Annotated in this window: 18 protein-coding genes; 10 read left to right on the plus strand and 8 right to left on the minus strand. The window is 61.5% G+C overall.

Annotated elements, in window-relative coordinates; all coding sequences use genetic code 11:
* Nucleotides 1-71 precede the first annotated feature (71 nt).
* The gene (locus HMPREF9697_RS03600; protein WP_244597999.1) at nucleotides 72-1,544 is read right to left on the minus strand and encodes a class I adenylate-forming enzyme family protein; all 1,473 of its coding nucleotides are present in this window, start codon (nucleotides 1,542-1,544) and stop codon (nucleotides 72-74) included.
* 35 nt (nucleotides 1,545-1,579) lie between these two features.
* Nucleotides 1,580-3,400 carry an extracellular solute-binding protein gene (locus HMPREF9697_RS03605; protein ID WP_002715790.1) on the minus strand — a complete coding sequence of 607 codons (1,821 nt, stop codon included), beginning with the start codon at nucleotides 3,398-3,400 and terminating at the stop codon, nucleotides 1,580-1,582.
* A gap of 255 nt (nucleotides 3,401-3,655) precedes the next feature.
* On the opposite strand from HMPREF9697_RS03605, the gene HMPREF9697_RS03610 reads away from it, so the two are divergent.
* Entirely contained in the window at nucleotides 3,656-4,420 is a 765-nt protein-coding gene (locus HMPREF9697_RS03610) for an invasion associated locus B family protein (RefSeq protein WP_002715791.1), read from the plus strand.
* Nucleotides 4,421-4,502: 82 nt separating this feature from the next.
* Here the strand turns inward: HMPREF9697_RS03610 and hspQ are convergent, their stop codons facing one another.
* The gene (gene hspQ, locus HMPREF9697_RS03615) at nucleotides 4,503-4,832 is read right to left on the minus strand and encodes a heat shock protein HspQ (protein ID WP_002715792.1); all 330 of its coding nucleotides are present in this window, start codon (nucleotides 4,830-4,832) and stop codon (nucleotides 4,503-4,505) included.
* Between the two features lie 71 nt (nucleotides 4,833-4,903).
* Entirely contained in the window at nucleotides 4,904-6,097 is a 1,194-nt protein-coding gene (locus HMPREF9697_RS03620) for a UbiH/UbiF family hydroxylase (RefSeq protein WP_002715793.1), read from the minus strand.
* Nucleotides 6,098-6,196: 99 nt separating this feature from the next.
* Between HMPREF9697_RS03620 and pcsA the strand changes: the two genes are divergently transcribed.
* Both pcsA and HMPREF9697_RS03630 read left to right on the plus strand, forming a co-directional pair.
* Nucleotides 6,197-6,937: a phosphatidylcholine synthase gene (gene pcsA / locus HMPREF9697_RS03625; RefSeq protein ID WP_002715794.1), complete on the plus strand. Its 741-nt coding sequence runs from the start codon at nucleotides 6,197-6,199 to the stop codon at nucleotides 6,935-6,937.
* A gap of 119 nt (nucleotides 6,938-7,056) precedes the next feature.
* The gene (locus tag HMPREF9697_RS03630) at nucleotides 7,057-8,031 is read left to right on the plus strand and encodes a quinone oxidoreductase family protein (protein ID WP_002715795.1); all 975 of its coding nucleotides are present in this window, start codon (nucleotides 7,057-7,059) and stop codon (nucleotides 8,029-8,031) included.
* Between the two features lie 6 nt (nucleotides 8,032-8,037).
* Here the strand turns inward: HMPREF9697_RS03630 and rimO are convergent, their stop codons facing one another.
* Nucleotides 8,038-9,360: a 30S ribosomal protein S12 methylthiotransferase RimO gene (gene rimO, locus HMPREF9697_RS03635; protein WP_002715796.1), complete on the minus strand. Its 1,323-nt coding sequence runs from the start codon at nucleotides 9,358-9,360 to the stop codon at nucleotides 8,038-8,040.
* A 335-nt stretch (nucleotides 9,361-9,695) separates the two neighbouring features.
* Between rimO and HMPREF9697_RS03640 the strand changes: the two genes are divergently transcribed.
* Genes HMPREF9697_RS03640 through HMPREF9697_RS03670 form a run of 7 tightly spaced genes read left to right on the plus strand, consistent with a single transcriptional unit; the run spans nucleotide 9,696 to nucleotide 20,100 of the window.
* A complete protein-coding gene (locus HMPREF9697_RS03640; protein WP_002715797.1) occupies nucleotides 9,696-11,009 on the plus strand; it encodes a CmpA/NrtA family ABC transporter substrate-binding protein in 1,314 nt (437 codons plus the stop codon).
* A 58-nt stretch (nucleotides 11,010-11,067) separates the two neighbouring features.
* The gene (gene ntrB / locus HMPREF9697_RS03645; protein WP_002715798.1) at nucleotides 11,068-11,967 is read left to right on the plus strand and encodes a nitrate ABC transporter permease; all 900 of its coding nucleotides are present in this window, start codon (nucleotides 11,068-11,070) and stop codon (nucleotides 11,965-11,967) included.
* Between the two features lie 10 nt (nucleotides 11,968-11,977).
* Nucleotides 11,978-12,772 carry an ABC transporter ATP-binding protein gene (locus HMPREF9697_RS03650; protein ID WP_002715799.1) on the plus strand — a complete coding sequence of 265 codons (795 nt, stop codon included), beginning with the start codon at nucleotides 11,978-11,980 and terminating at the stop codon, nucleotides 12,770-12,772.
* A 12-nt stretch (nucleotides 12,773-12,784) separates the two neighbouring features.
* Entirely contained in the window at nucleotides 12,785-13,996 is a 1,212-nt protein-coding gene (locus tag HMPREF9697_RS03655) for an NAD(P)/FAD-dependent oxidoreductase (protein WP_002715800.1), read from the plus strand.
* Nucleotides 13,997-13,999: 3 nt separating this feature from the next.
* Entirely contained in the window at nucleotides 14,000-15,754 is a 1,755-nt protein-coding gene (locus HMPREF9697_RS03660; protein WP_002715801.1) for a NirA family protein, read from the plus strand.
* Nucleotides 15,754-17,370: a sulfite reductase subunit alpha gene (locus tag HMPREF9697_RS03665; RefSeq protein WP_002715802.1), complete on the plus strand. Its 1,617-nt coding sequence runs from the start codon at nucleotides 15,754-15,756 to the stop codon at nucleotides 17,368-17,370. The genes HMPREF9697_RS03660 and HMPREF9697_RS03665 overlap by 1 nt, the downstream gene beginning before the upstream one ends.
* 12 nt (nucleotides 17,371-17,382) lie before the next feature.
* The gene (locus HMPREF9697_RS03670; RefSeq protein WP_002715803.1) at nucleotides 17,383-20,100 is read left to right on the plus strand and encodes a nitrate reductase; all 2,718 of its coding nucleotides are present in this window, start codon (nucleotides 17,383-17,385) and stop codon (nucleotides 20,098-20,100) included.
* Here the strand turns inward: HMPREF9697_RS03670 and HMPREF9697_RS03675 are convergent.
* From HMPREF9697_RS03675 to pxpB, 3 genes are read right to left on the minus strand one after another with little or no spacing between them, the layout of a single operon-like run.
* Nucleotides 20,084-20,842 (minus strand): LamB/YcsF family protein, encoded by a 759-nt coding sequence (locus HMPREF9697_RS03675; RefSeq protein ID WP_002715804.1) that lies wholly within the window; start codon nucleotides 20,840-20,842, stop codon nucleotides 20,084-20,086. The two genes, HMPREF9697_RS03670 and HMPREF9697_RS03675, sit on opposite strands and share 17 nt — an antisense overlap.
* The gene (locus HMPREF9697_RS03680) at nucleotides 20,839-21,771 is read right to left on the minus strand and encodes a 5-oxoprolinase subunit C family protein (RefSeq protein ID WP_002715805.1); all 933 of its coding nucleotides are present in this window, start codon (nucleotides 21,769-21,771) and stop codon (nucleotides 20,839-20,841) included. The genes HMPREF9697_RS03675 and HMPREF9697_RS03680 overlap by 4 nt, the downstream gene beginning before the upstream one ends.
* Nucleotides 21,768-22,505, minus strand: a complete 738-nt coding sequence (pxpB, locus tag HMPREF9697_RS03685) for a 5-oxoprolinase subunit PxpB (protein ID WP_040308102.1) — start codon at nucleotides 22,503-22,505, stop codon at nucleotides 21,768-21,770. Before pxpB ends, HMPREF9697_RS03680 begins: the two co-directional genes overlap by 4 nt.
* Nucleotides 22,506-22,543 lie beyond the last annotated feature (38 nt).

The raw sequence follows: 22,543 nt of genomic DNA on the forward strand, positions 1-22,543 counted from the left end.
CATCCTACCGGATGCGGCCTTAATGCGCCGTCAACGTCGGTCACTATGAATTCCAAAAGCGTAATGAATTCTTACGCTTGTCGCTCACGCTGGCGGAAAGCTTCCGTCATCAGCGGGTTAAGCCCCAGTTCCGCCAGAGCGCCACGGGCGCGTGCGTTCTCGCTGGAGCGTCCGGCGAGGCGGAAGCCGTTCATCGGATCGGGCAAGGCCATCATCACCGTTCCGGGGGCTAGCCTGCGCGCCCATTGCTCGAGATCGTCCTCTCGGAAGCGATAGCCTCCGACATTGGCGATGCCTGCTGGCGTTCCGGTCAGCGTAATCTGACCGTTCTGGCCTTCGCGCTTGGCGGGATAGCCGGTGTCGACATAATCGACGCTGGGTTCGGCCGTCATCAAGGACGCATCGGCCTTTGGCAGTGGACGATAGGCCGCGAGCGTCACCATCGGTCCGCGCAGGCCGAGCGTGCCTTTCGGCGTAAGCAGTAGTTCGCCAGCGCGGGCGGCGTCATGATGGGTGAGCGTCACCGGAGCGGCTGCGCCGTCGTTCTGACGGTTGAGCGCGAACAGCCCCATTTCCGCGAACAGATAGACATCCGTAAGCGCTGCCGATTTGGCTTTCCAGTCCGGACTTGCCGCGACGCGCTCCGGCGTCCGCCAGAGTCCGATGACATGACGCAGCGACGGCTGCGCGTCGATGGCGGAGGATTCCGACATCCGCAATGCGAGTTCGGCGGGCGCGATCAGCGTATCGCAATTACCCGCGCGGATCTGGTCAGCCAGCACCTGCGGATCGAAAGGATGGTGCAGGTGCAGCGACCCGCCGCTCAACAGCCACAGCACGATGGAGGACGTGAGCCCGGCAAACGAGGAGAGCAGCGCCGTCGAGACGATCTGCGCTGCGGATGGCAAGGCGCTTTCCATGTAGATGGCAAGCCCGCCCGCGATCAGGTTCACGTGGCTGCGCGGCACCGCGATCATGCCGCTCCGGGTGATGTCAAACGACGCGATGGCGGCCTTGCGCGCGTTGATCGACAGATTGGGCGCGAAGGATTCACGTTGTCGCCAGTCGAGCGGTGTCATGCCGTCGGGCAGCGTTTCGCCGAAACCCATCACGTGCCGGATCGAAAACGCCTCGGCGGCGGCGTTCATCGCAAGGTCGGCATGGTCAATCAGTTCGATGCGTCCCGAAGTGATGATGGCGCGCGCGCCAACGCGATTCAGAGCCTCGGCAAGCTCCGCCTGCCGCCAGAGTTGCGGCAGCAGCGCCACTACGAGGCCCGCCCGCCATGCAGCAAGCAGCGTCAGCGGAAATTCGACGGTATTCGGCAGTTGCACCGCGACGATGGAGCCGGCCGGAAGGCCCGCACGGATGAACTGAGAGGATAGCGAGGCGACGGCGACTTCGGCTTGCGCGTAAGTCAGTTCGACCGGGTCTTCTCCGGTGATACGGCGCTTGTTCGGCGGATCGCACAGCGCGAGTGCATCCGGCGTGCGTTCAGCCGTGCGCGAGAACAGGTCGTACAGCGTCGGGGACCTGTCCGGCATCGATACGCTGCTGTCGGGAGTGTCCGTCGCGTCGGTCACGGAGTCTGTTTCTGCGAGTTGAACCACCACGTCTCCGGAAGATAGCCGGAAAGCGCAGCACGGGGAGGGGATTTTATACGATTCCAGCGCGCGATCCATTGCGCCGGCGCGTTGTACAACGGAATCGCATAGGCCCCGGACATTAGGACGCGGTCGAGCGCGCGGACCGCATAGACGAAATCGGGACGATCCCGGGCCTCCAGCATGGCGTTGATGGTTGCGTCGATCGCCGGGTCGCGAGCGCCCATGTAATTTCGGGTGCCGGGGGTATCGGCGGCCTGCGAGCCCCAATAGAAGGCCTGCTCGTTGCCGGGCGACAGCGATTGGTCCCAGCGGTTCTGGATCATGTCGAAATCGTAGGCGAGGCGGCGCTGGTCAAATTGCACGGCATCGACCACCCGGACAGACACTTCTATGCCGGCGCGTTTGAGGTCGCGGGCGTAGGCGAGCGCGATCCGCTCCTGATCGCGGGTGCTGACCAGGATTTCGAACGTCAGCGGTTCGCCGGTTTTGCGGTCACGCAGGTGCGTGCCCTTGAACTCATAACCGGCCTGCTCCAGCAGCGTGATCGCGGCGCGCAGCGTCGTGCGGTCGCGCCCGGAGCCGTCGCTCACCGGCAGATGGTAGCGGCCGTCCATGATATCGGGCGGGATGCTTGCGGCGTAGGGCGCGAGCAATTGCTTTTCGCGGGCGGAAGCGGGACGGCTTTCCGCCGACAATTCCGAACCCGCGAAATAGCTCGGCGAGCGGCTGTACAGGCCAAAGAAGTAATTGCGGTTGATCCATTCGAAATCGAACAGCAGCGTCAGCGCCTGCCGGACCCGAATGTCGGCGAATACTGCACGGCGTGTGTTGAACACCAGAAATTCCGACGGACGCGGCGTGCCGGTCCTGATCGTGTCGCGGATCACCTCACCAGCGCGGGCGGCCGGGAAGTCGTAACCCTCGTGCCAGCGCAGCGGCTCGGTCTCGACGCGGAAATCGTACAGCCCGCGCTTGAAGGCTTCGAAAGCGCCGTTGGCCTCGCGGTAGAAGTCGAGCCGCACCTCGTCGAAATTCCACAGGCCCCGGTTCACCGGCAGGTCGCGGCCCCAATAGTCCGGGTTGCGGGTCAGGGTGACACTCGCGCCGGGCCGGACATCGGTGACGCGGTAGGGACCGGAGCCGAGCGGGGCACTCATCGAGGTGTCCTCGAAGGTGTCCACATTGACGGCCTTTTGCGAGAACACCGGCATCAGGCCGAGGATCAGGGGCAGCTCGCGGTCGGCCTCACCGCCGAAATCGAAACGGACGGTCTGCGCGTTGAGCGCCCGCGCATCCTTCACCTTGGAATAGTAGAGCCGGTGGTTGGGGCGGCCGTGATCGCGCATCAATTGCCAGGAGAACAGCACATCCTGCGCAGTAACCTGGGTGCCGTTCGAGAACCGCGCGGCCGGGTTGATGTGGAAGGCGACATAGCTGCGGGCGTCATCGGTATCGATGCGGTCGGCGAGCAAGCCGTAGAGCGAGAACGGCTCGTCGTTGTTGCGCGCCATCAGGCTTTCGACCACGTAGCCGCGGATTTGCTGCACCGCGATGCCCCTGACGATGAACGGGTTCAAGCTATCGAAGGTCCCGAGCAGCCCCCAGGTCAGGCGACCGCCTTTCGGAGCATTTGGATTGGCATAGGCAAGGTTCTTAAAGTCGTTTGGCAGCGCCGGCTTGCCGTGCATCGCAATCGAGGGCGATGGTTCAGCGCGCCCGGCCGTGCCCGCGAGCACCGCTCCAAGAGCGACGGCAAGCGCCAACATCAGGCGTTGAAGCGCGAGGGCTTTCATTCCAGTCCCGGTTCCTTGCGATTCGCGGGCAACGTAAGACGCTACCATGAGGCATCCGGACGGTTTCCGGCATCGGGACAAAAACCCAAAAAATCATTGTCGGCATTGATCTTTCCGCCTGCCGTTGTATGAAGGCGGGCGATTCCGATCAGTCGCGTGTGTTGTCACGCATCCGCCTCAATTGGCTCCGAGACAGCGCCTTCAGGCGAGGCTCTCGAACAGAGTGGCAGCGCTTAGTCAGAAAGGGTTTTCACTATGAATTTCCGGAACTTGGCCGCGCAGGCCGCGCCGCGCGGACGGAGGTTCGCCGCAGCATTTTTGGCCGCCGCGGCCATGATCGCCCTGCCGGTGGCCGATGCAAGTGCTCAGGCCCAGCAGCCGCCCGCAAAGGGCAAGGCCGCGCCGAAAGCAGCTCCGAAGGCCGCCCCCGCCCAGCCGCAGCAGCCTGCGCAAGGTCAGCAGCAGGCGCCCGAGCAGCAGGTGCAGCTCATTTACGGTCAGTGGACTAAGTTCTGTCTCAAGGGTCAGGATGCCAACGCCAAGCAGGTGTGTTTCACCGGCAAGGACGGCCGCATCGAATCCGGCCAGCCTGTGATCGCCGCGGTCATTATCGAGCCGGAAGGTGAGCCTAAGAAGATCCTGCGCGTGACGCTGCCGCTTGGCATGCAGCTCGCCTACGGCACCCGCATCGTCGTCGACAGCAACCCGCCGCTGCAGAGCCCCTACGTGATCTGCTTTGCCAACGGCTGTATGTCCGATTACGAGGTCACCCCCGATCTTCTGAACCACATGAAGAAGGGCCAGAACCTCGTCGTGCAGGCGATCAACTCCAACGGTGCGCCGCTGACGCTGCCGCTTCCGCTGGCCGAATTCGCCAAGGCCTATGACGGTCCTCCGACCGACCCGAAGGTGTTCGAGGAGAACCAGAAGAAGCTGCAGGACGAGTTGCAGAAGCGCGCGGCGGAAGCCCGCCAGCGCCTCGAGAGCCAGACCAACACGACCCCGCCGGCCAACAAGTAAACGGCGCGGGACACTCCGAAACGAAAAAGCGCGCAGAAATGCGCGCTTTTTTAATTGGCTGGATGGACGAGGCGGGGTGCGCCTAGTTCAGCGACAGATTGCGCTGGCGATATCCGCCGGCCTTGTCCTTGATGAAGATTTCCGACACCTGCGAATGACGGACCGGGTCGCCGGTCTCGTCCGGCAGCAGGTTCTGCTCCGAAACATAGGCGATGTATTCGGAGTCCGAGTTCTCTGCCAGCAGATGATAGAATGGCTGGTCCTTGTGCGGACGCATCTCCTCGGGGATAGACATCCACCACTCTTCGGTGTTGTTGAATTCGGCATCGATGTCGAAGATCACGCCCCGGAACGAAAGGGAGCGGTGACGGACGACCTGGCCGATCTGGAATTTTGCGGTTCGCGCTTTCATCGTGAGTCTGCGGTAAATCAGGATTGTGGCTGTTGCTTGGAGAAATGCCACAAATCGTGGCGTTCAAGGAATCAGGCCGAACGCCTCCACCAGGGGGCGAGTCCTTCGCGCATGGCGAAACGGCGCAGCGGATCGGCGACATTGAGAAGATGAAGGCCGGCAGCGCGCATCATCTGCACGGGCAGAAAGTCGCTGAGGAGCGAGCGGTTGGCAAAATCGATCACGGCGCTGCGGCTCGCGATATCGGCGCGGCGAGCCCGTGAATATTGCGCCATCACGTGAGCCGAACCGAGGTCTTCGCCCGCCTGATGCGCGGTCGTGATGATCCGTACGAAATCGGCGGCGTCGCGCAATCCGAGATTAAGTCCTTGCGCACCAATCGGCGGAAAGACGTGAGCAGCTTCGCCAAGCAGTGCGATGCGGTGCGCGGCGAGCGCTGCCGGACTTTGCACCGTCAGCGGGAAAACGTGACGCTCTCCCTCCGCGCGCATCTTGCCGAGGATCGAATGCGCCTGACGCTCGGCGCGCAGGCCAAGTTCGCCGTCGGACAGCGATTGCAGGCTTGCAGCCTCGTCCGGCGTCGTTACCCAGACAACGCTCGACCGCATGCCGGGCAGCGGCACGAAAACGCGCGGGCCATGCGGCGTATGAAATTCGGTCGAGATGTTGTCGTGAGGCCGGCTGTGCGCGGTATTGAAGGTGACGGCGGACTGGTCGAGCGTGCGCGTCCGCAGTTCGATCCCCGCGCTGCGGCGCGCCAGGGAGTTACGGCCATCGGCACCGCCGACGGTTGTTGCGCTTATGCGCGCGCCGTTGCCGGTCTCGATCTCCACAGCGGTCACGCCGCTCCGGATCGTGCTGGCGTCATCATCATAGCGCACGAGATTCGGCAATTCTGAAGCACGAGCCTCAAGCGCGGCGACGAGAATGCGGTTCTCGATATTGTAGCCGAAGGCTTCCTCTCCGATTTCCTCGGACGACAGCCGGACCTCGGGCGCACGCACCAGCCGTCCGGTATCGTCGATCAGCCGCATCACCCGCAGCGCCGCCGCCTGCTGTTTGCAGCCGGACCAGATTTGCAGCGACGTCAGGAAATCGATCGAGCCGCCGAGCAGGGCGGTGGTGCGATTGTCGCCATAAGCCGCCTTGCGGGCGACAAGCGCCGTAGGGACGCCGTTCTGCGCAAGGCCAACCGCGGTGGCGAGGCCGACAGGACCGCCGCCGACAATGGCAACGGCGAATTGAGAGGTGCCGGGAGTATCCATGCGGGAGCGATAACAGCTTTTTCGGCATGGGTCGACGTCAGGCAGGACATCCGCCGAGCGCGAGAGTTGCAGTGCAAGCCTAACACAATCCTGTTAGTCATGGGTTGGATGACCGACTCGCGTGCCCCATCCCGCAGCCCTGACGCGTCCACGCGGGCGCGTGCGTTCGCCGTTCATCTTTTGACCGCCTCCGGAGCGGCGCTTGCCTTTCTGGCCTTGCTGGAAGCCGTCCGTGAACACTGGGCGATGATGTTCGTCTGGCTCGGCGCAGCACTTTTAGTCGATGGCATCGACGGACCGCTCGCGCGCCGCTTCGATGTCGTCGATGTGCTGCCGAACTGGTCCGGCGCAATTCTCGATCTCGTCGTCGATTTCCTCACCTATGTGTTCGTGCCGGCCTACGCGATCGTGGCGAGTAAATTGCTGCTGCCTCTGGCCGCGCCGCTGATCGGACTGGCCATTGTCATGTCGGGAGCACTTTACTTCGCCGACCTGCGGATGAAGACCGAGGACAATCATTTCCGCGGCTTTCCCGCGCTATGGAATGCGGCAGCGTTCTATCTTCTGCTGCTCAAGCCGTCGCCCGTTGTCGCGACCGCCGTGCTTGCGGCATTTGTCATTCTGACGTTCACTCCGTTTCATACTTTGCATCCGCTGCGCACGGCGCGGGGACGCCCGTTGACGCTGGTCTTGATCGGCGTCGGAGCCGTGTTGTCGATTTATACGATCGTCGCCGATTTCGACGTGCCGACGGTGGTGAAGATTGTGTTGTGCGCAATCGCCGGATACGTCCTGTTTTCTGATCTTGTCGTTCAAATCCGCCGCTGGATCAGACCATGATGGGTCGTTGAGGTGCAACCCGAGTAAGCAAAAGGTGCACCGGCGGGCCGCCGATCCTCCACGTTGACATTTGCCGCCCGATGCATTTCCGTCTGCGCAAGTAGTGCAGGGAGAAAACGATGATCAAGGCTGTGCGGGTGCACAAACTCGGGGGACCGGACGTCCTGACTTACGAGGACGTTGAGTTGCCTCCGCCCGGCCAGGGTGAGGTCCGAATTCGCCATCATGCGATCGGCATCAATTTCATCGACTGCTATTTCCGCAGCGGGTTGTACAAGGCGCCGAGTCTGCCGTTCACGGTCGGCCATGAAGGCGCGGGCGAAATCATTGCTGTCGGGCCGGGAGTGACAAATTTTCATCCCGGCGACAGGGTGGCCTATTACCTCAACCTCGGAGCGTACGCGACGGAACGCAACGCACCGGCCGACCGGCTGGTGAAATTGCCCGATCACATTACCTACGAGCAGGGCGCCGTGCTGATGCTGAAGGGCCTGACGGTCTGGTACCTTCTCCATAAGACGTTCCACGTGCAGCAAGGGAATCGTGTTCTGATTCATGCTGCGGCGGGTGGCATCGGGCTGCTTGCGTGCCAGTGGGCCAAGGCTCTCGGCGCGACCGTGATAGGCACTGCCGGTTCACGCGAGAAGGCCGATCTCGCGATGGCCAATGGTTGCGATCACGTCATCCTCTACAAGGAGGAGGATTTCGCAGAGCGCGTGAAGCAGATCAGTCGCGGCGAACTATGCGACGTGGTCTATGACGGCGTCGGCAAGGATACATTCCAGGGCTCTCTACGATCATTGAGGAAGCGCGGCCTGCTCGTCAGCTTCGGTAACGCTTCAGGCGCGGTGCCGCCGTTCTCAGTCAATGAATTGAATACACATGGCTCGCTGTTCGTCACACGGCCTAAGCTCGCCGATCATATCGAGACCCGGAAGGATCTGATGGAAGGTGCGGACGCGCTGTTCGCAGCTGTGATCAACGGCACGCTGCATGTGCCGATCAATCGCGCCTACGCGCTGAAGGACGCCGCCAAGGCGCACATTGATTTGGAAAGCCGGGTGACGACCGGCGCATCGGTGTTGAAGCCGTAAGGCGCCTTAAAATCCCGCCACGGTGCCGTGCAGGTCGTATTCGTCGGCGCGTTCGATCTTTGCGGTGACAATGTCGCCGACCTTCAGGGGGCGGCGGCTTGAAACATAAACCGAGCCGTCGATTTGCGGCGCGTCGGCCTTCGAGCGGCCCTTGGCGACGCTCGGTCCAACTTCGTCGATGATGACCTGCTGGCGGGTCCCGACCTTGCGCTTTAGTCGCCGTGCAGAGATTTTCTGCTGGCGTGCCATCAGTGCGTTCCAGCGCGAGGTCTTGATATCGTCCGGCACCGGGTTGTCGAGCGCGTTCGACGTCGCGCCGGCGACAGGTTCGTACTTGAAGCAGCCGACACGGTCGATCTGGGCTTCGTCAAGCCAGTCGAGCAGATCCTGAAATTCGGACTCGGTCTCGCCGGGAAAGCCGACGATGAAAGTCGAACGCAGCGTGAGGTCCGGACATTGCTCGCGCCATTTCTGGATGCGCGCCAGCGTCTTGTCCTGCGCAGCCGGGCGGCGCATGCGCTTCAGCACCTCCGTATTCGCGTGCTGGAAGGGGATGTCGAGATAGGGAAGGATGTTGCCGCCCATCAGCGCGATGACGTCATCGACGTGCGGGTAGGGGTAGACATATTGCAGGCGCACCCATGCGCCGAGTTCGCCGAGTTCGCGGGTGAGATCGAGGAAGCGGGCGCGGACCTCGCGATCCTTCCACGGGCTCGATTCATATTTGATGTCGACGCCATAAGCAGACGTGTCTTGTGACACGACCAGAAGCTCCTTGACGCCGGCGGCGACGAGCTTTTCCGCTTCGCGCAGCACATCGTTGGCGGGACGCGAGACGAGATCGCCGCGCAGCTTCGGGATGATGCAGAAGGTGCAGCGGTTGTTGCAGCCTTCTGAAATCTTCAGATAGGCGTAGTGCCGGGGCGTCAGCTTGATGCCCTGCGGCGGCAGCAGATCGAGATGCGGATTGTGCATCGGCGGTAAGGCGCGATGCACGGCGTCGAGCACGCTCTCATATTGCTGCGGGCCGGTGATCGACAGGACGTTGGGGTATTCCTTCTCGATCTGCTCGGGCTCGGCGCCCATGCAGCCGGTGACGATGACTTTGCCGTTCTCGGCCATGGCTTCGCCGATGGCCCCGAGCGACTCCTGTTTGGCGCTGTCGAGAAAACCGCAGGTGTTGACGATGACGATGTCCGCGCCGTCGTGCTTGCGGGCGAGTTCGTACCCTTCCGCGCGCAGGCGCGTGATGATGCGTTCGGAATCCACCAGTGCCTTGGGGCACCCGAGCGACACGAAACTGATTTTTGGAGGAACGGCTTGATTCATCGGCTTGTCCGGAGAAGCGCAGGAGCTATCCCCGATCTCTTCTGAATACAAGGCTTTAAGAGCAAGCGGAGCGTGAGAACCGAGCGCGTCGAAATCACGCCTGTCTGCTTGAAGTCGAGTTGTTCTGCCTGTGTTTTGTGCACTGCATAAAAATTAGCACTACTGCTGGCCGTCGAACAACGTCAAGGGTGGCCTGCGAAATCTAAGCAGTTGAAAATTAAATGACTTTCGTCCCGAAGCCGACTGGCACGCCGCTTGAATAGATGACGGTGACCGAGCAGGTCGGCGGCCCAGGCGGCTGCTCAGCAACGCGGCGTCGAAAGGATGGCATGAGGATGGAGAAGAAGCAGTCCCCGACGGGGCATGGGATCAGCCGGCGCGGTTTGATGAAGGCGGGTGCAGGGACCGCAGCGCTGCTCGCGGCGGCCCGTTTGAATTTTCCCGGCGGTGCATTCGCGGAAGGCGCCGGACCGGAGACCAGCAAGGCGAGGCTGGGCTTTATCGCACTGACAGACGCGGCGCCGCTGTTCGTCGCGAAGGAGAAGGGCATCTTCGCCAAGTACGGCATGCCCGACGTCACCGTCGAAAAGCAGGCGTCATGGGGCACCACGCGAGACAACCTGGTGCTCGGTTCGGAAGGCAACGGCATCGACGGCGCGCATATTTTGACGCCGATGCCGTATCTGATCTCCGCGGGCAAGGTCACGCAGAACAACGTACCGACGCCGATGTACATTCTGGCGCGGCTCAATCTGAACGGCCAGTGCATCTCCGTCGCCAAGGAATATGCTGATCTCAAGGTCGGTCTCGATACCGCACCGTTCAAGGTTGCACTCGAGAAGAAGAAGGCATCCGGCAAGTCGATCAAAGCCGCGATGACGTTTCCCGGCGGCACCCACGATCTGTGGATCCGCTACTGGCTGGCGGCGGGCGGCATCGATCCTGACAAGGACATTGAGACCATCGTCGTTCCCCCCGCGCAGATGGTTGCCAACATGAAGGTCGGCACGATGGATGCGTTCTGCGTCTGCGAACCCTGGAACCTTCAGCTCATCCACCAGAACATCGGCTACACCGCGCTCACCACCGGGGAGCTCTGGGACAAGCATCCGGAAAAGTCGTTCGGCATGCGCGCTGCTTATGTCGACAAGTATCCGAAGGCAGCAAAGGCATTGCTGATGGCGGTGATGGAAGCTCAGCAGTGGTGCGAAAAGCCGGAGAACCGTGAGGAAGCGGCGGCTATCTGCGCCAAGCGCCAGTGGATCAACGTGCCTGTCGAAGACGTGACCGACCGTATGAAGGGCAAGTTCGATTACGGCACCGGCCGCGTGGTCGAGAACAGCCCGCAGCAGATGAGGTTCTGGAAGGATCACGCCTCGTATCCGTTCCAGAGTCACGACCTCTGGTTCATCACCGAGGATATCCGCTGGGGCAAATACGAGTCCGGTTACGATGCCAAGGCGCTAATCGCGAAGGTCAACCGCGAAGATATCTGGAAGGACGCGGCGAAGGATCTCGGCATCGCGGCGGCGGATATTCCATCCTCGACCTCGCGCGGCAAGGAGACCTTCTTCGACGGCAAGATTTTCGACCCCGAAAATCCGGCTGCCTATCTGAAGTCTCTCGCCATCAAGCGTGTGGATGCGTGACGACAACGGGCCGCCCGCAAACGGGTGGTCCACTCAAGCAATGTGGAGACACGCCGTTATGAACATGCCTGCGGTCAAGTCTGAAATGCCGACGAGAACATCCTCGCCCCCCGAACCCGCATCCGTATTCAAAATGACCGTCAAGAAGACACCCTGGACCGAGGAGGGCTGGAAGCTCCTGCAGTCCGCGGCCGCGCACATCCTGCCGCCGGTGATCGTGATCGCCCTGTTTCTCGTGGTGTGGGAATTGCTGTGTAGTAAGAGTGGCGCGACGCTGCCGCCGCCTCTGAAAGTATTCCGGGACACCAAAGATCTTATCTTCGACCCGTTCTTCGACAATGGCGGAATCGACAAGGGGCTATTCTGGCATTTGTCGGCGAGCCTGCAGCGCGTCGCACTGGGCTATTCGCTCGCCGCGATTGCGGGCATCGCGCTTGGGACGCTGGTGGGGCAGTCGGTCTGGGCGATGCGCGGCCTTGATCCGATTTTCCAGGTGCTGCGGACCATTCCGCCGCTCGCGTGGCTGCCTTTGTCGCTCGCCGCATTTCGCGACGGCCAGCCGTCGGCGATCTTCGTGATCTTTATCACGTCGATCTGGCCGATCATCATCAACACCGCTGTCGGCATTCGCAACATTCCGCAGGACTATCGCAACGTCGCGGCCGTGGTCCGGCTCAATCCTTTCGAGTTCTTCTGGAAGATCATGATTCCGTCGGCCGCGCCGTACATCTTCACGGGCCTGCGCATCGGTATCGGTCTGTCATGGCTCGCGATCGTCGCGGCTGAAATGCTGATCGGCGGCGTCGGCATCGGCTTCTTCATCTGGGATGCGTGGAATTCCTCGCATATCAGCGAAATCATCCTCGCGCTGTTCTACGTCGGCATCATCGGATTCGTTCTCGATCGCATGATCGCGACGATCGGTGCCTTTTTCACGCGCGGCACGTCGGTTGCCTAAGGAGACTGCCATGCAGGACTATCTGAAGCTCGATCATATGGACAAGGTCTTCACGCGCGGCAGCGCTTCGACGGAGGTGCTGAAGGACATCAACCTGACAGTCGCGCGCGGCGAATACGTTTCCATCATCGGCCATTCCGGCTGCGGCAAGTCCACGCTGCTCAACATCGTGGCGGGTCTGACCGGCGCGACGCGGGGCGGAGTGCTGTTGGAAGGGCGCGAGGTGAATTCGCCAGGCCCGGATCGCGCCGTGGTGTTTCAGAACCACAGCCTGCTGCCATGGCTCACGGTCTACGACAACGTGAAGCTTGGCGTCGACAAAGTCTTCAGCAGGACCAAGACCCGTGCCGAGCGGAACGAATGGGTGATGCACAATCTCAACCTCGTGCAGATGGCCCACGCCAAGGATAAGCGCCCGTCAGAAATTTCCGGTGGCATGAAGCAGCGGGTCGGTATCGCCCGCGCGCTGGCGATGGAGCCGAAAGTGCTGCTGCTGGACGAGCCGTTCGGCGCGCTCGATGCGTTGACCCGCGCGCATCTGCAGGACACCGTGATGGCCCTGCATCAGAAGCTCGACAACACGGTGATGATGATCACCCACGATGTCGACGAGGCCGTACTGCTGTCAGACCGCATCGTGATGATGACCAACGGCCCGAGCGCTCATATCGGCGAGGTTCTGGATGTGCCGCTGCCACATCCGCGCAAGCGGCTCGAGCTGGCGTCCAACCCGGTCTACCTGAAGTGCCGCCAGCGCGTGCTTGAATTCCTTTACGAGCGTCATCGCTTTGTCGAGGCGGCATAAGGAGGCAGCAACATGAGCGAACCCCTTGTCATCATCGGTAACGGCATGGCGGCCGCCCGCCTTGTCGAGGAATTGGCCAAGCGTGCGCTTGGGCGCTACGCAATCGCCGTGATCGGCGACGAACCGCGCCTGGCCTATAATCGGGTGCTGTTATCTTCGGTGCTCGCAGGCGAAGCGACGTCGCAGGAAATTGAACTGAGATCCGCCGCGTGGTGGCGCGATCGCGGTGTCACCGTGACTTATGGCTGCGCGGCGGATGCGGTCGATCTCGCCGCGCGTCATGTGCATCTTGCGAGCGGCCTGACTGTGCCGTTTTCAAAACTGGTATTCGCGACGGGATCGATACCGTTGCGTCTCGCGGTCCCGGGTTCGGACCTTCCGGGTGTGCACACCTTTCGCGACAGTTGCGATGTCGACCAGTTGCTGGCGCTTGGCAAAGCGAAAAACCGTGTTGTGGTTATCGGTGGTGGGCTGCTCGGGCTTGAAGCGGCTTATGGGCTGGCGAAGGCGGGGGCGAAGGTCACACTGTTGCATTTGATGGAGTCGCTGATGGAGCGGCAGCTCGATGCGCCGGCAGCAGTACTGTTGAAGCGACTGGTCGAAGACAAGGGCATCGAGATTCTTCTTGGCGCCAATACTCGTCAGATCGTGGGCGACGGTAAAGTCGGCGGTGTCGAACTGGCGGATGGGCGCGTCATTGCGGCAGATGCCGTGGTTTTTGCGGCGGGCATCCGGCCCAACGTAATGCTTGCCAAAGAGGCGGGCGTTCCGGTCAATCGTGGCATCGTGGTGGATGACCAGATATGCACGAGTGTCGAGAATGTTTTCGCGCTCGGCGAATGCGCCGAGCATCGCGGCACCTGCTACGGACTGGTGGAGCCGGCCTACGAGCAGGCGAAGGTGCTGGCTACGCACCTCGCCGGCAGCGCAACGGAGTATTCCGGCAGCATTGTCGCGACCAATCTCAAAGTCTCGGGTGTGAGTGTTTTCTCGGCCGGTGATTTTCTTGCTGCCGAAGGCGAGACGCTCGTGTTCAACGACGAACGGCGAGGCACGTACAAGAAACTGGTGATTACCGATGATCGTCTCACGGGTGCGGTGCTGGTCGGCGATACGACGGACGCGCTCTGGTATCTCGACCTCATCAGGACGGCCGTCCCGATCGAAGCAATCCGTGGTGACATGATGTTTGGCCGCGATCTTACCCAGTTGAAGGCTGCGTAGCAGATGTCGAGCGATTTCTCTCCAGACCAGAAGCGCTATCTTGAGGGTTTTGTTTCGGGCCTCAGTGCGACGCGTGTCGCACGCGCTGGTGCACCAGCTAGGAGCGAACCGATCGGACCTGACGCCATTCATCTCAAGGCGCAAGACCGCACTGTCGCTGCGGGAGGCAAGCTCTGCGATCAGGAGAAAATCAAGCGGGAGGAGCATCCATTTGATGCCTATCCGCGCCTCGTGCGGCAAGCCGAGATGAACGAAGCTCCGAAGCCACCGGATAATTTCCGCTGGCGCTATTATGGCATTTTTTATGTGGCTCCGACGCAGTCGTCCTATATGTGCCGCCTGCGAATTCCGAACGGCATTCTCAAGTATTGGCAGTTTGCAGGCGTGGCCGATCTCGCAGAGAACTTCGGTGGTCCGTATGCCCATGTGACCACCCGCGCCAATCTGCAGCTCCGCGAGATCGAACCGAAAAATGCGATCAACGTGATCGAAGGGCTGCAGGATCTGGGACTGTGTTCTCGCGGTTCCGGCGCGGACAATATCCGCAACGTCACCGGCACCTCGACCGCCGGCATCGATCCACAGGAGTTGCTCGATACGCGGCCCTATGCGCGGGCGTGGCACTTCCACATTCTCAACGATCGCTCGCTGTATGGCTTGCCCCGCAAGTTCAACGTCGCGTTCGACGGAGCAGGGTGCGTCGCCACGCTGGAGGAAACCAACGATATCGCGTTTCAGGCTGTTGAGGTGTGCGCCGGATTCGGTGTCGATGCAGGCATCTACTTCCGGCTCGGTCTTGGCGGCATCACCGGCCACAAGGATTTCGCTCGCGATACCGGTGTCATTCTCAAGCCGCAGGAGGCTGTCAGCGTCGCCGATGCCATTCTGCGCGTCTTCATAGAAAACGGTGATCGGACCAATCGCAACAAGGCACGCTTGAAATACGTGCTCGATGCCTGGGGCTTCGACAAGTTTCTTGTGGCAGTAGAGGAAAAGCTTGGTCGTAAGCTGGCGCGCGTGCCTGCGGAGGCGATCGCACCGCGTCCGGCTTATGACCGGCTTGCTCACATCGGCATTCATCCGCAGAAGCAAGCCGGACTGAACTGGATCGGCGTAGCGCTGAAATTGGGTCGGTTGTCGCCGGAACAGATGAGAGCACTGGCGAAGATCGCAGCCGAGTATGGTGACGGCGATATCCGCCTCACTGTCTGGCAGAACCTGCTGATCTCCGGCGTTGCGAACATCAATGTCGCAACCGTTGTCACCGCTATCGAAACGCTTGGGCTTGCGGTGACTGCTTCGGCGTTACGTGCCGGGCTGGTCGCCTGCACAGGGGCGACGGGGTGCCGTTTCGCCGCCGCTCACACCAAGGAGAACGCCGAGGAGATCGCGTCCTGGTGCGAGCCGCGGGTGCCCCTGAGTGCGCCGGTGAACGTCCATCTGACCGGCTGCCATCATTCCTGCGCGCAGCATTACATCGGCGATATCGGGCTGATCGGTGCGCGCGTCCCGATCAATGACGAGGGCGATACCGTCGATGGCTATCATCTGCTGGTCGGCGGCGGGTTTGGGGCCGATGCCGCCATCGCGCGCGAACTGTTTCGTGACGTGAAGGCAGCGGATGCGCCGCAAACCGTCGAGCGTGTTCTGAAGGCATATCTCGCCAACCGCGCGTCGGAGACAGAGAGTTTCCTCGATTTTGCGAAGCGGACCGATATCGACGCCTTCAGGCACATGACTGAAATGGAAGTCGCCTGATGAATCAGAGAACATCTCCGAGCCAGCTCGAAATTATCCCGGAGACCGCGCCGTTCTCGCATGAACAGCGGTCATGGCTGAATGGATTCTTCGCAGGACTGGTCTCGCTCGATAATGCCGTGACGCCGCTGTCGCCGGAGCAGGGTGCCGCCGTGATGGCCGCGGCCACCGGCGATGCCGACGACGGTGAAGCGCCGTGGCACGATCAGACGATGCCGATTGCCGACCGCATGAAACTTGCCGAGGGCCGGCCGCTGCGGCGGCGGATGATGGCGGCGATGGCGCAGCAGGATTGCGGTCAGTGCGGTTACAATTGCCACGATTACTCTGAGGCGATTGCCAATAAGGCCGAGGCCCGGCTGAACCTGTGCGTGCCGGGTGGCAAGGAAACCGCCCGCATGCTGAAATCGTTGCACGAAGAACTCGAGAAAGGCACCGCGCCCGGAGACCCAACGGCCGCAACTGAGGCCGCCAAAGACTCGGGCGCGAAGCCAGCGGGTGAACCTGGCCGTTCGCGCGACAATCCGGTCGAGGCGATTTTCCTGTCCCGTCGTCTGCTGAATAAACCGGGATCGGAGAAGGAGACATGGCATATCGAGTTCGATCTGTCGGGGCCCGGCCTCGATTACGTTGTCGGCGATTCTTTCGGCGTGTTCGCGACCAATGATCTCGGGCTGGTCGATCAGATTATCGCACTGCTCGGCGTTTCGCATGAGACAATGATCAACGGCAAGAAACTGCGCGATGTGTTGCGCGAGGATGTGTCGCTGTCACCTGCACCGGATTCGCTGTTCGAGCTGATCTCCTTCATCACGGGCGGTGCTGTGCGTGAAAAGGCGCGTGCGCTGGCTTCGGGGGACGATCCGGACGGTGACGCCGCGCATCTCGACGTGATGGCGACGTTGCAGAAATTCGCCGGTGTTCGTCCGCATCCGGAGGCTTTCATCGAGGCGCTTGACCCGTTGCAGCCGCGGCTCTATTCCATCTCGTCGTCGCACAATGCGACGCCCAGCCGTCTATCGCTGACTGTCGATACGGTCCGCTATGTGATCGGCAAGCGCAAGCGCATCGGCGTCGCCTCCACGTTCCTTGCCGAACGGATCAATCCGGGCGACACGCTCAGGGTTTACGTCCAGAAGGCCCATGGCTTCGGGTTGCCGGAGAATCCGCAGATACCGGTCATCATGATCGGCCCCGGCACGGGCGTCGCGCCGTTCCGCGCCTTCCTGCACGATCGGCAGGCGACCGGCGCACCGGGACGCAACTGGTTGTTCTTTGGTCATCAGCGCAGCGAATGCGACTTCTTTTACGCGGATGAGTTCAATGCGATGAAGGCATCGGGTCATCTGACACGGCTGTCGCTGGCATGGTCGCGCGATCGCGATGAGAAATTCTACGTGCAAGATCGCATGCGCGAGGTCGGCCGCGAATTGTGGTCGTGGCTCGCGGATGGTGCGCATGTCTACGTCTGCGGAGACGCAAAACGAATGGCCAAGGACGTCGAGCGTGCGCTGGTCGATATCGCAGCTCAATTCGGCGCGCGCTCCACTGACGAAGCTGTCGCGTTCGTGGCCGATCTGAAGAAGAAAGGTCGATATCAGCAGGACGTTTATTGATCGCAGGCTGTTATGACTGAGATGGAAACTCCTCCGTCGACCGTGAGAACGACATGTCCCTATTGCGGTGTCGGTTGTGGCGTACTGGCGACGCCCGATGGCAAAGGCAGGGCAACAATCAAGGGTGATCCCGATCACCCAGCCAATTTCGGCCGTCTTTGCTCAAAAGGTTCGGCGCTAGGCGAGACGCTCGGTCTTCATGAGCGGTTGCTGAATCCGATGGTCCGCTGTTCGAACGATCAGATGGAACCTGTGGCGTGGAGCGATGCGCTTGATCATGTCGCGCAACGTCTCCATCACATCATTGCCAAGCACGGACGGCATTCCGTCGCGTTCTATCTCTCCGGGCAGTTGCTGACGGAGGATTATTACGTTGCCAACAAGCTGATGAAGGGGTTCATTGGCAGCGCCAATGTCGACACGAATTCGCGGTTGTGTATGTCGTCGGCCGTCGCGGGGCACAAGCGTGCCTTCGGATCTGATACGGTGCCGGGGAATTATCGCGACCTCGACAAGGCCGATCTGCTTGTACTCGTCGGCTCGAACGCCGCGTGGTGTCATCCGGTTCTGTACCAACGCATACTCGCGAATAAGCGAGAGCGGGGCGCAAAAATCATCGTGGTCGATCCACGCCGAACCGACACCGCCAGCGACGCTGACCTTTTTCTTGGGTTAAAGCCGGGGACGGATACTGCGCTCTTCAGCGGTCTGTTGGTTCATCTCGCCGCGCGGAATGCCATCGATCGTCACTTTATCGAAGATCACACTTCGGGCTTCGAGGATGCGCTGGCGCAGGCGCGCAGGATCGCGGCGAGTGTTGCGGCAACAGCGCTTGCGACTGGATTGAGCGAAGCCGATGCCGAGGCATTCTTTCGCCTGTTTGCCGCCAGCGACAAGGTCGTTACGCTGTATTCGCAGGGCGTCAACCAGTCGGCGCAGGGCACCGACAAGGTCAATGCCATCATCAACTGCCATCTCGCAACGGGGCGGATCGGAAAACCCGGCGCAGGTCCGTTCTCGCTGACGGGGCAGCCTAATGCGATGGGCGGCCGCGAAGTGGGCGGTCTCGCAAACCAGTTAGCCGCACATATGAATTTCACGCCGCCCGATATCGATCGTGTGAGGCGGTTCTGGCAGGCGCCGCGCATCGCGACACATGAAGGGCTCAAGGCCGTTCAGATGTTCGAGGCCATCGAACGCGGTGAGATCAAGGCACTCTGGGTGATGGGAACAAACCCGGCGGTGTCGCTGCCGAACGCGGATGCAGTACGGCTCGCCATGCAGAAGCTCGATCTGCTTGTGATCTCGGACAATGTACGCTCGAACGACAGCATTAATGCCGGGGCGCATGTGTTACTGCCCGCACAGGCTTGGGGCGAGCGATCCGGCACGGTGACGAATTCGGAACGGCGGGTGTCTCGACAACGGCCGTTCATGACGCCGGCAGGTGATGCCAAACCGGACTGGTGGATCGTCAGCGAGATCGCCAAGCGGCTCGGTTATGAGGGTGCGTTTTCCTATCAATCGTCCGCAGAGATTTTCCGCGAGCACTGCTGCCTGTCGTCATTCGAGAACAACGGCACACGCGATTTCGATCTCGGTGCATTTTCCGAAATCACGGAAGATGAGTTTAATCGGCTCCCGCCGACTCTATGGCCCGCGCGTCTTGATACGAGCGTCTCGGAACGTTTCTTTGCGGAGGGAGGCTTCTTCACCGGTGACCAGCGGGCGCGGTTCGTTGCCCCTGAAATTCCGGCATTGCGCGGTGAAAGATCCGCTAGTCGGCCGTTGCTCTTGAACACCGGCCGCATTCGCGACCAGTGGCACACCATGACCCGCACAGGGCTTAGCCCGCGGCTGGGCCAGCATCTGCGGTTTCCGTTTGTCGAAATTCATCCGCGTGATGCGTGCGCTGCGGGTGTCGTGGATGGCGGATTTGCCAGGCTCGAAACTGACTTCGGCAAGTGTGTGCTCAAAGTGATCGTGACGGATCGGCAGCAGCCCGGCATGTTGTTCGCTCCGATTCATTGGAGCGATGAGACATCTTCCTCCGCCCGGGTCGGCGCGCTGGTCGCGCCCCACATTGACCCGTATTCGGGGCAGCCGGAAAACAAGGCTACGCCTGTCGCTCTATCTCTTTGCGATTATCCGCAGTACGGGTTCGCTCTCTCGCGCGACGTTATGTCGTTTCCCGAGAGCATCTGGTGGGCGCGTGTCGCCGTCACAGGTGGCTACGGCTATCTGCTTGCGTCGAAACGGGGCGTACAATGGCAGGCCTGGTTCAATAAAGGCTGTGGCGAGCATGACGTCGCGGAGTATCTGGACGGTGCGGGGGGCATATACCGGGCGGCGTCATTTGATGGCGACAGGCTGACGAGATGCCTGTTTGTCGAGCCGTCAGATCGCTCGTCGGACTGGGATGTTGTCAAGGCGCTGTTCGCCGTGGAAACGGTGAATGCCGAGCAGCGGCGCCTGCTGCTATCGGGAAAAGCATTGGATGGTATCGCGAGCGTAGGGCCCATCGTTTGCGCTTGCTTTGGTGTCGGTCGCAACACGATCTGCGATGCATTGAAGTCCGGTGCGGCACGCTCGTATCTTGATCTTGGCACGCAACTCAAAGCGGGGACCAATTGCGGATCGTGCATTCCGGAGTTGCGACGGCTGGTTGCGGAAACCCTCCCCGATGAAAAGCAGAACGATCAGCGCGAGGTGGCTATGGCCGAGAGCTGAACGGTGAGATTTTTACGCCACCTTGCTCCAGCGCCGCACGAACGGCTTTCGCAATCTCCACCGCGCCCGGCGTGTCGCCATGAACGCAGACGCTATCCACGGGTGTGGGGATGACCTTTCCTGAAGCTGCAATGATGGACTGCTCCGTCACCATGCGCAGGACTCGCTGCGCGATCTCATTGGCATCATGCAGAACGGCGCCGCTCCGGCTACGAGGAAGAAGCTGTGCGTCGTCCTGATAGACGCGATCGGCGTAGATCTCATGGATCGGCTTTAGTGCGGTGCGGTCCGCCGCGCGGGCGAGCTCAGTCTGCGGTAACACCATGAAGGCGAGGTTTGGATCAACCGCCTTAACGGCCGCCGCGATGGCATTGGCGATCATAGCGTCGGAGCAGGCAGCGTTCGACAATGCGCCGTGCGCCTTCACATGTGTGACCTTGTGGCCTGCGAGCGAAGCCACTGCGCACAGCGCGCCAGTCTGGTAGGCAACAAGATTTTCAATCTCGCTGGCGCTGAGGCCGGGCATCGGCTTGCGTCCGAAACCAGCCAGATCGTGATAGCCGGGATGTGCGCCAATACCGACGCTGCGCGCGCGGGCCTGTGTTGCAATTCTTCGCATGGTGCCGGGATTGCCGGCATGGAATCCACAAGCGACGTTGACGCTGGTGGCCACGCTCAGCATAGCCTCGTCGTCTCCCACGCCTTCACCGATGTCGGAGTTGATGTCGACCTGAATCGTCATGCGCTGTTCCGTATTCTGTCCGGCAGGGATTGCAGCAGCGCATGGAATGCGCGCGCTTCCTGTTGGGCGGCGGCGACGTCGATCGCCACGAAGCGGAGTGTATGCCGGGGGCGCGTCTGCGCAAAGCGGCCGAGGTCTGCAGAGATGATGGTAGCGATCTTGGGATAGCCGCCGGTTGTGCCGCGATCCTTCATCAGCACAATGGGCTGGCCGCCTGCGACCTGAATGCTGCCGTCGACGGTGCCGTCCGAAACAATATTGAAATTCCCGGCATGAGTGAGGACAGGGCCTTCCAGACGATAGCCCATGCGGTCGCTCGTCGGCGAGATGCGCCACAGCGAATTGCAGAAGATTTCGGCGGATTTTCCAAATTCATCATGCTGAGGTCCCGGCACGACCCGAATATAGCCTTCCCCGAATACGGGTGGAATCATGCTGCGGTCCGGCAGCGACGTTACATTCTCGAATGCCAGCCGGTCGCTGCTTCGAAGCGGACGAGGATAGGGGCTGCCCAGTCCGGCGCGCGCGTTAACGGAGAAGCTGCCGAACGTCGCCTCGCCTGTCAGGTCGCCTGCAACGGCGAGATAGCTGAAGACGCCCTTGCGTGCAGCATCGAGTGTCAGCGTATCGCCGTCGCGAAGGGTGAACGTGCGATAAAGCGGGCACGCATCGCCGCCGATCCGGGCGAAACGCAGTGCGCCGGTGAGTGCCACGCATAGTGGCCCGCCGCGCGCGACAAACACGGTTTTTGTCGGCCCGATTTCGATGGCAGGTGCGGACAGCGGACGTCCCACCAGCGCGTTGGCGGCAGCCAGTGACAGCCGATCCATCGCTCCGCTGGGTGTGAGGCCGTAACGCTGCGCGCCGAACCGGCCAAAATCCTGAACCGATGTCAGCGGCCCGGCGGTGATGATGTCGAGAGCGTTCACGCGATCAGCTCCGCAATCGCGGCACCTTGCTCTGCGAGGCGTTCGAGCCGTTCGAATTCAGCCGCATCGATTTGCTGAAATGTCACGGTGTCTCCCGGTTCGATGAGGAAGACAGGCGCGCGTTGCGGATCGAAGGTCCGCACCGGTGTACGGCCAAGAAGATGCCAGCCGCTGGGGCCTGCGAGGCATTGCAAAGCGGCCTGCACGCCGCCGATCGAGATCGTGCCCGCAGGCGTGGAGATGCGTGGCTGCGTCCGTCGCGGCGTGGCGATAGCAGGATCGAGACCGCGCAGATAGGAAAAGCCCGGCGTGAAACCGATCATGGCCACGTCATAGCGCGGCGCGCTGTGACGCTGGATCAATTCATCCGGTGACATGCCGTGCACCTTTGCGACATCATCGAGATCGAGACCGAACGCACCGCCATAGGCGACCGGTATGCGCCAATGGCGGGACGCACGCTCTGCGATATTCGGCTGGTCGAGGAGAGCGAGTAGACGATCGCTTAATTCGGGAAAGCCGAGCTTGAGCGGATCGTAATGGACGAGAAGCGAGCGATAGGTCGGGACCGTCTCGGTGACGCCCTCGACCGGCATGTTATTTAGCGCGCGATCCAGCGCGAAAACCCGACGGTTGCTCTCGGCATCCATGGTGGTGCCGAACTCAACGGCGAGCGCGGTATCGCCGCAGGCAAGAACACGTGGTTTTGATGGCCGGGAAGGTTGGCTGTTCATGGACAAACGATGCCGGGACGGGCTGATGGCGTCCAGCG

The sequence above is a fragment of the Afipia felis ATCC 53690 genome (genome assembly GCF_000314735.2).
GTDB classification, from domain to species: domain Bacteria; phylum Pseudomonadota; class Alphaproteobacteria; order Rhizobiales; family Xanthobacteraceae; genus Afipia; species Afipia felis.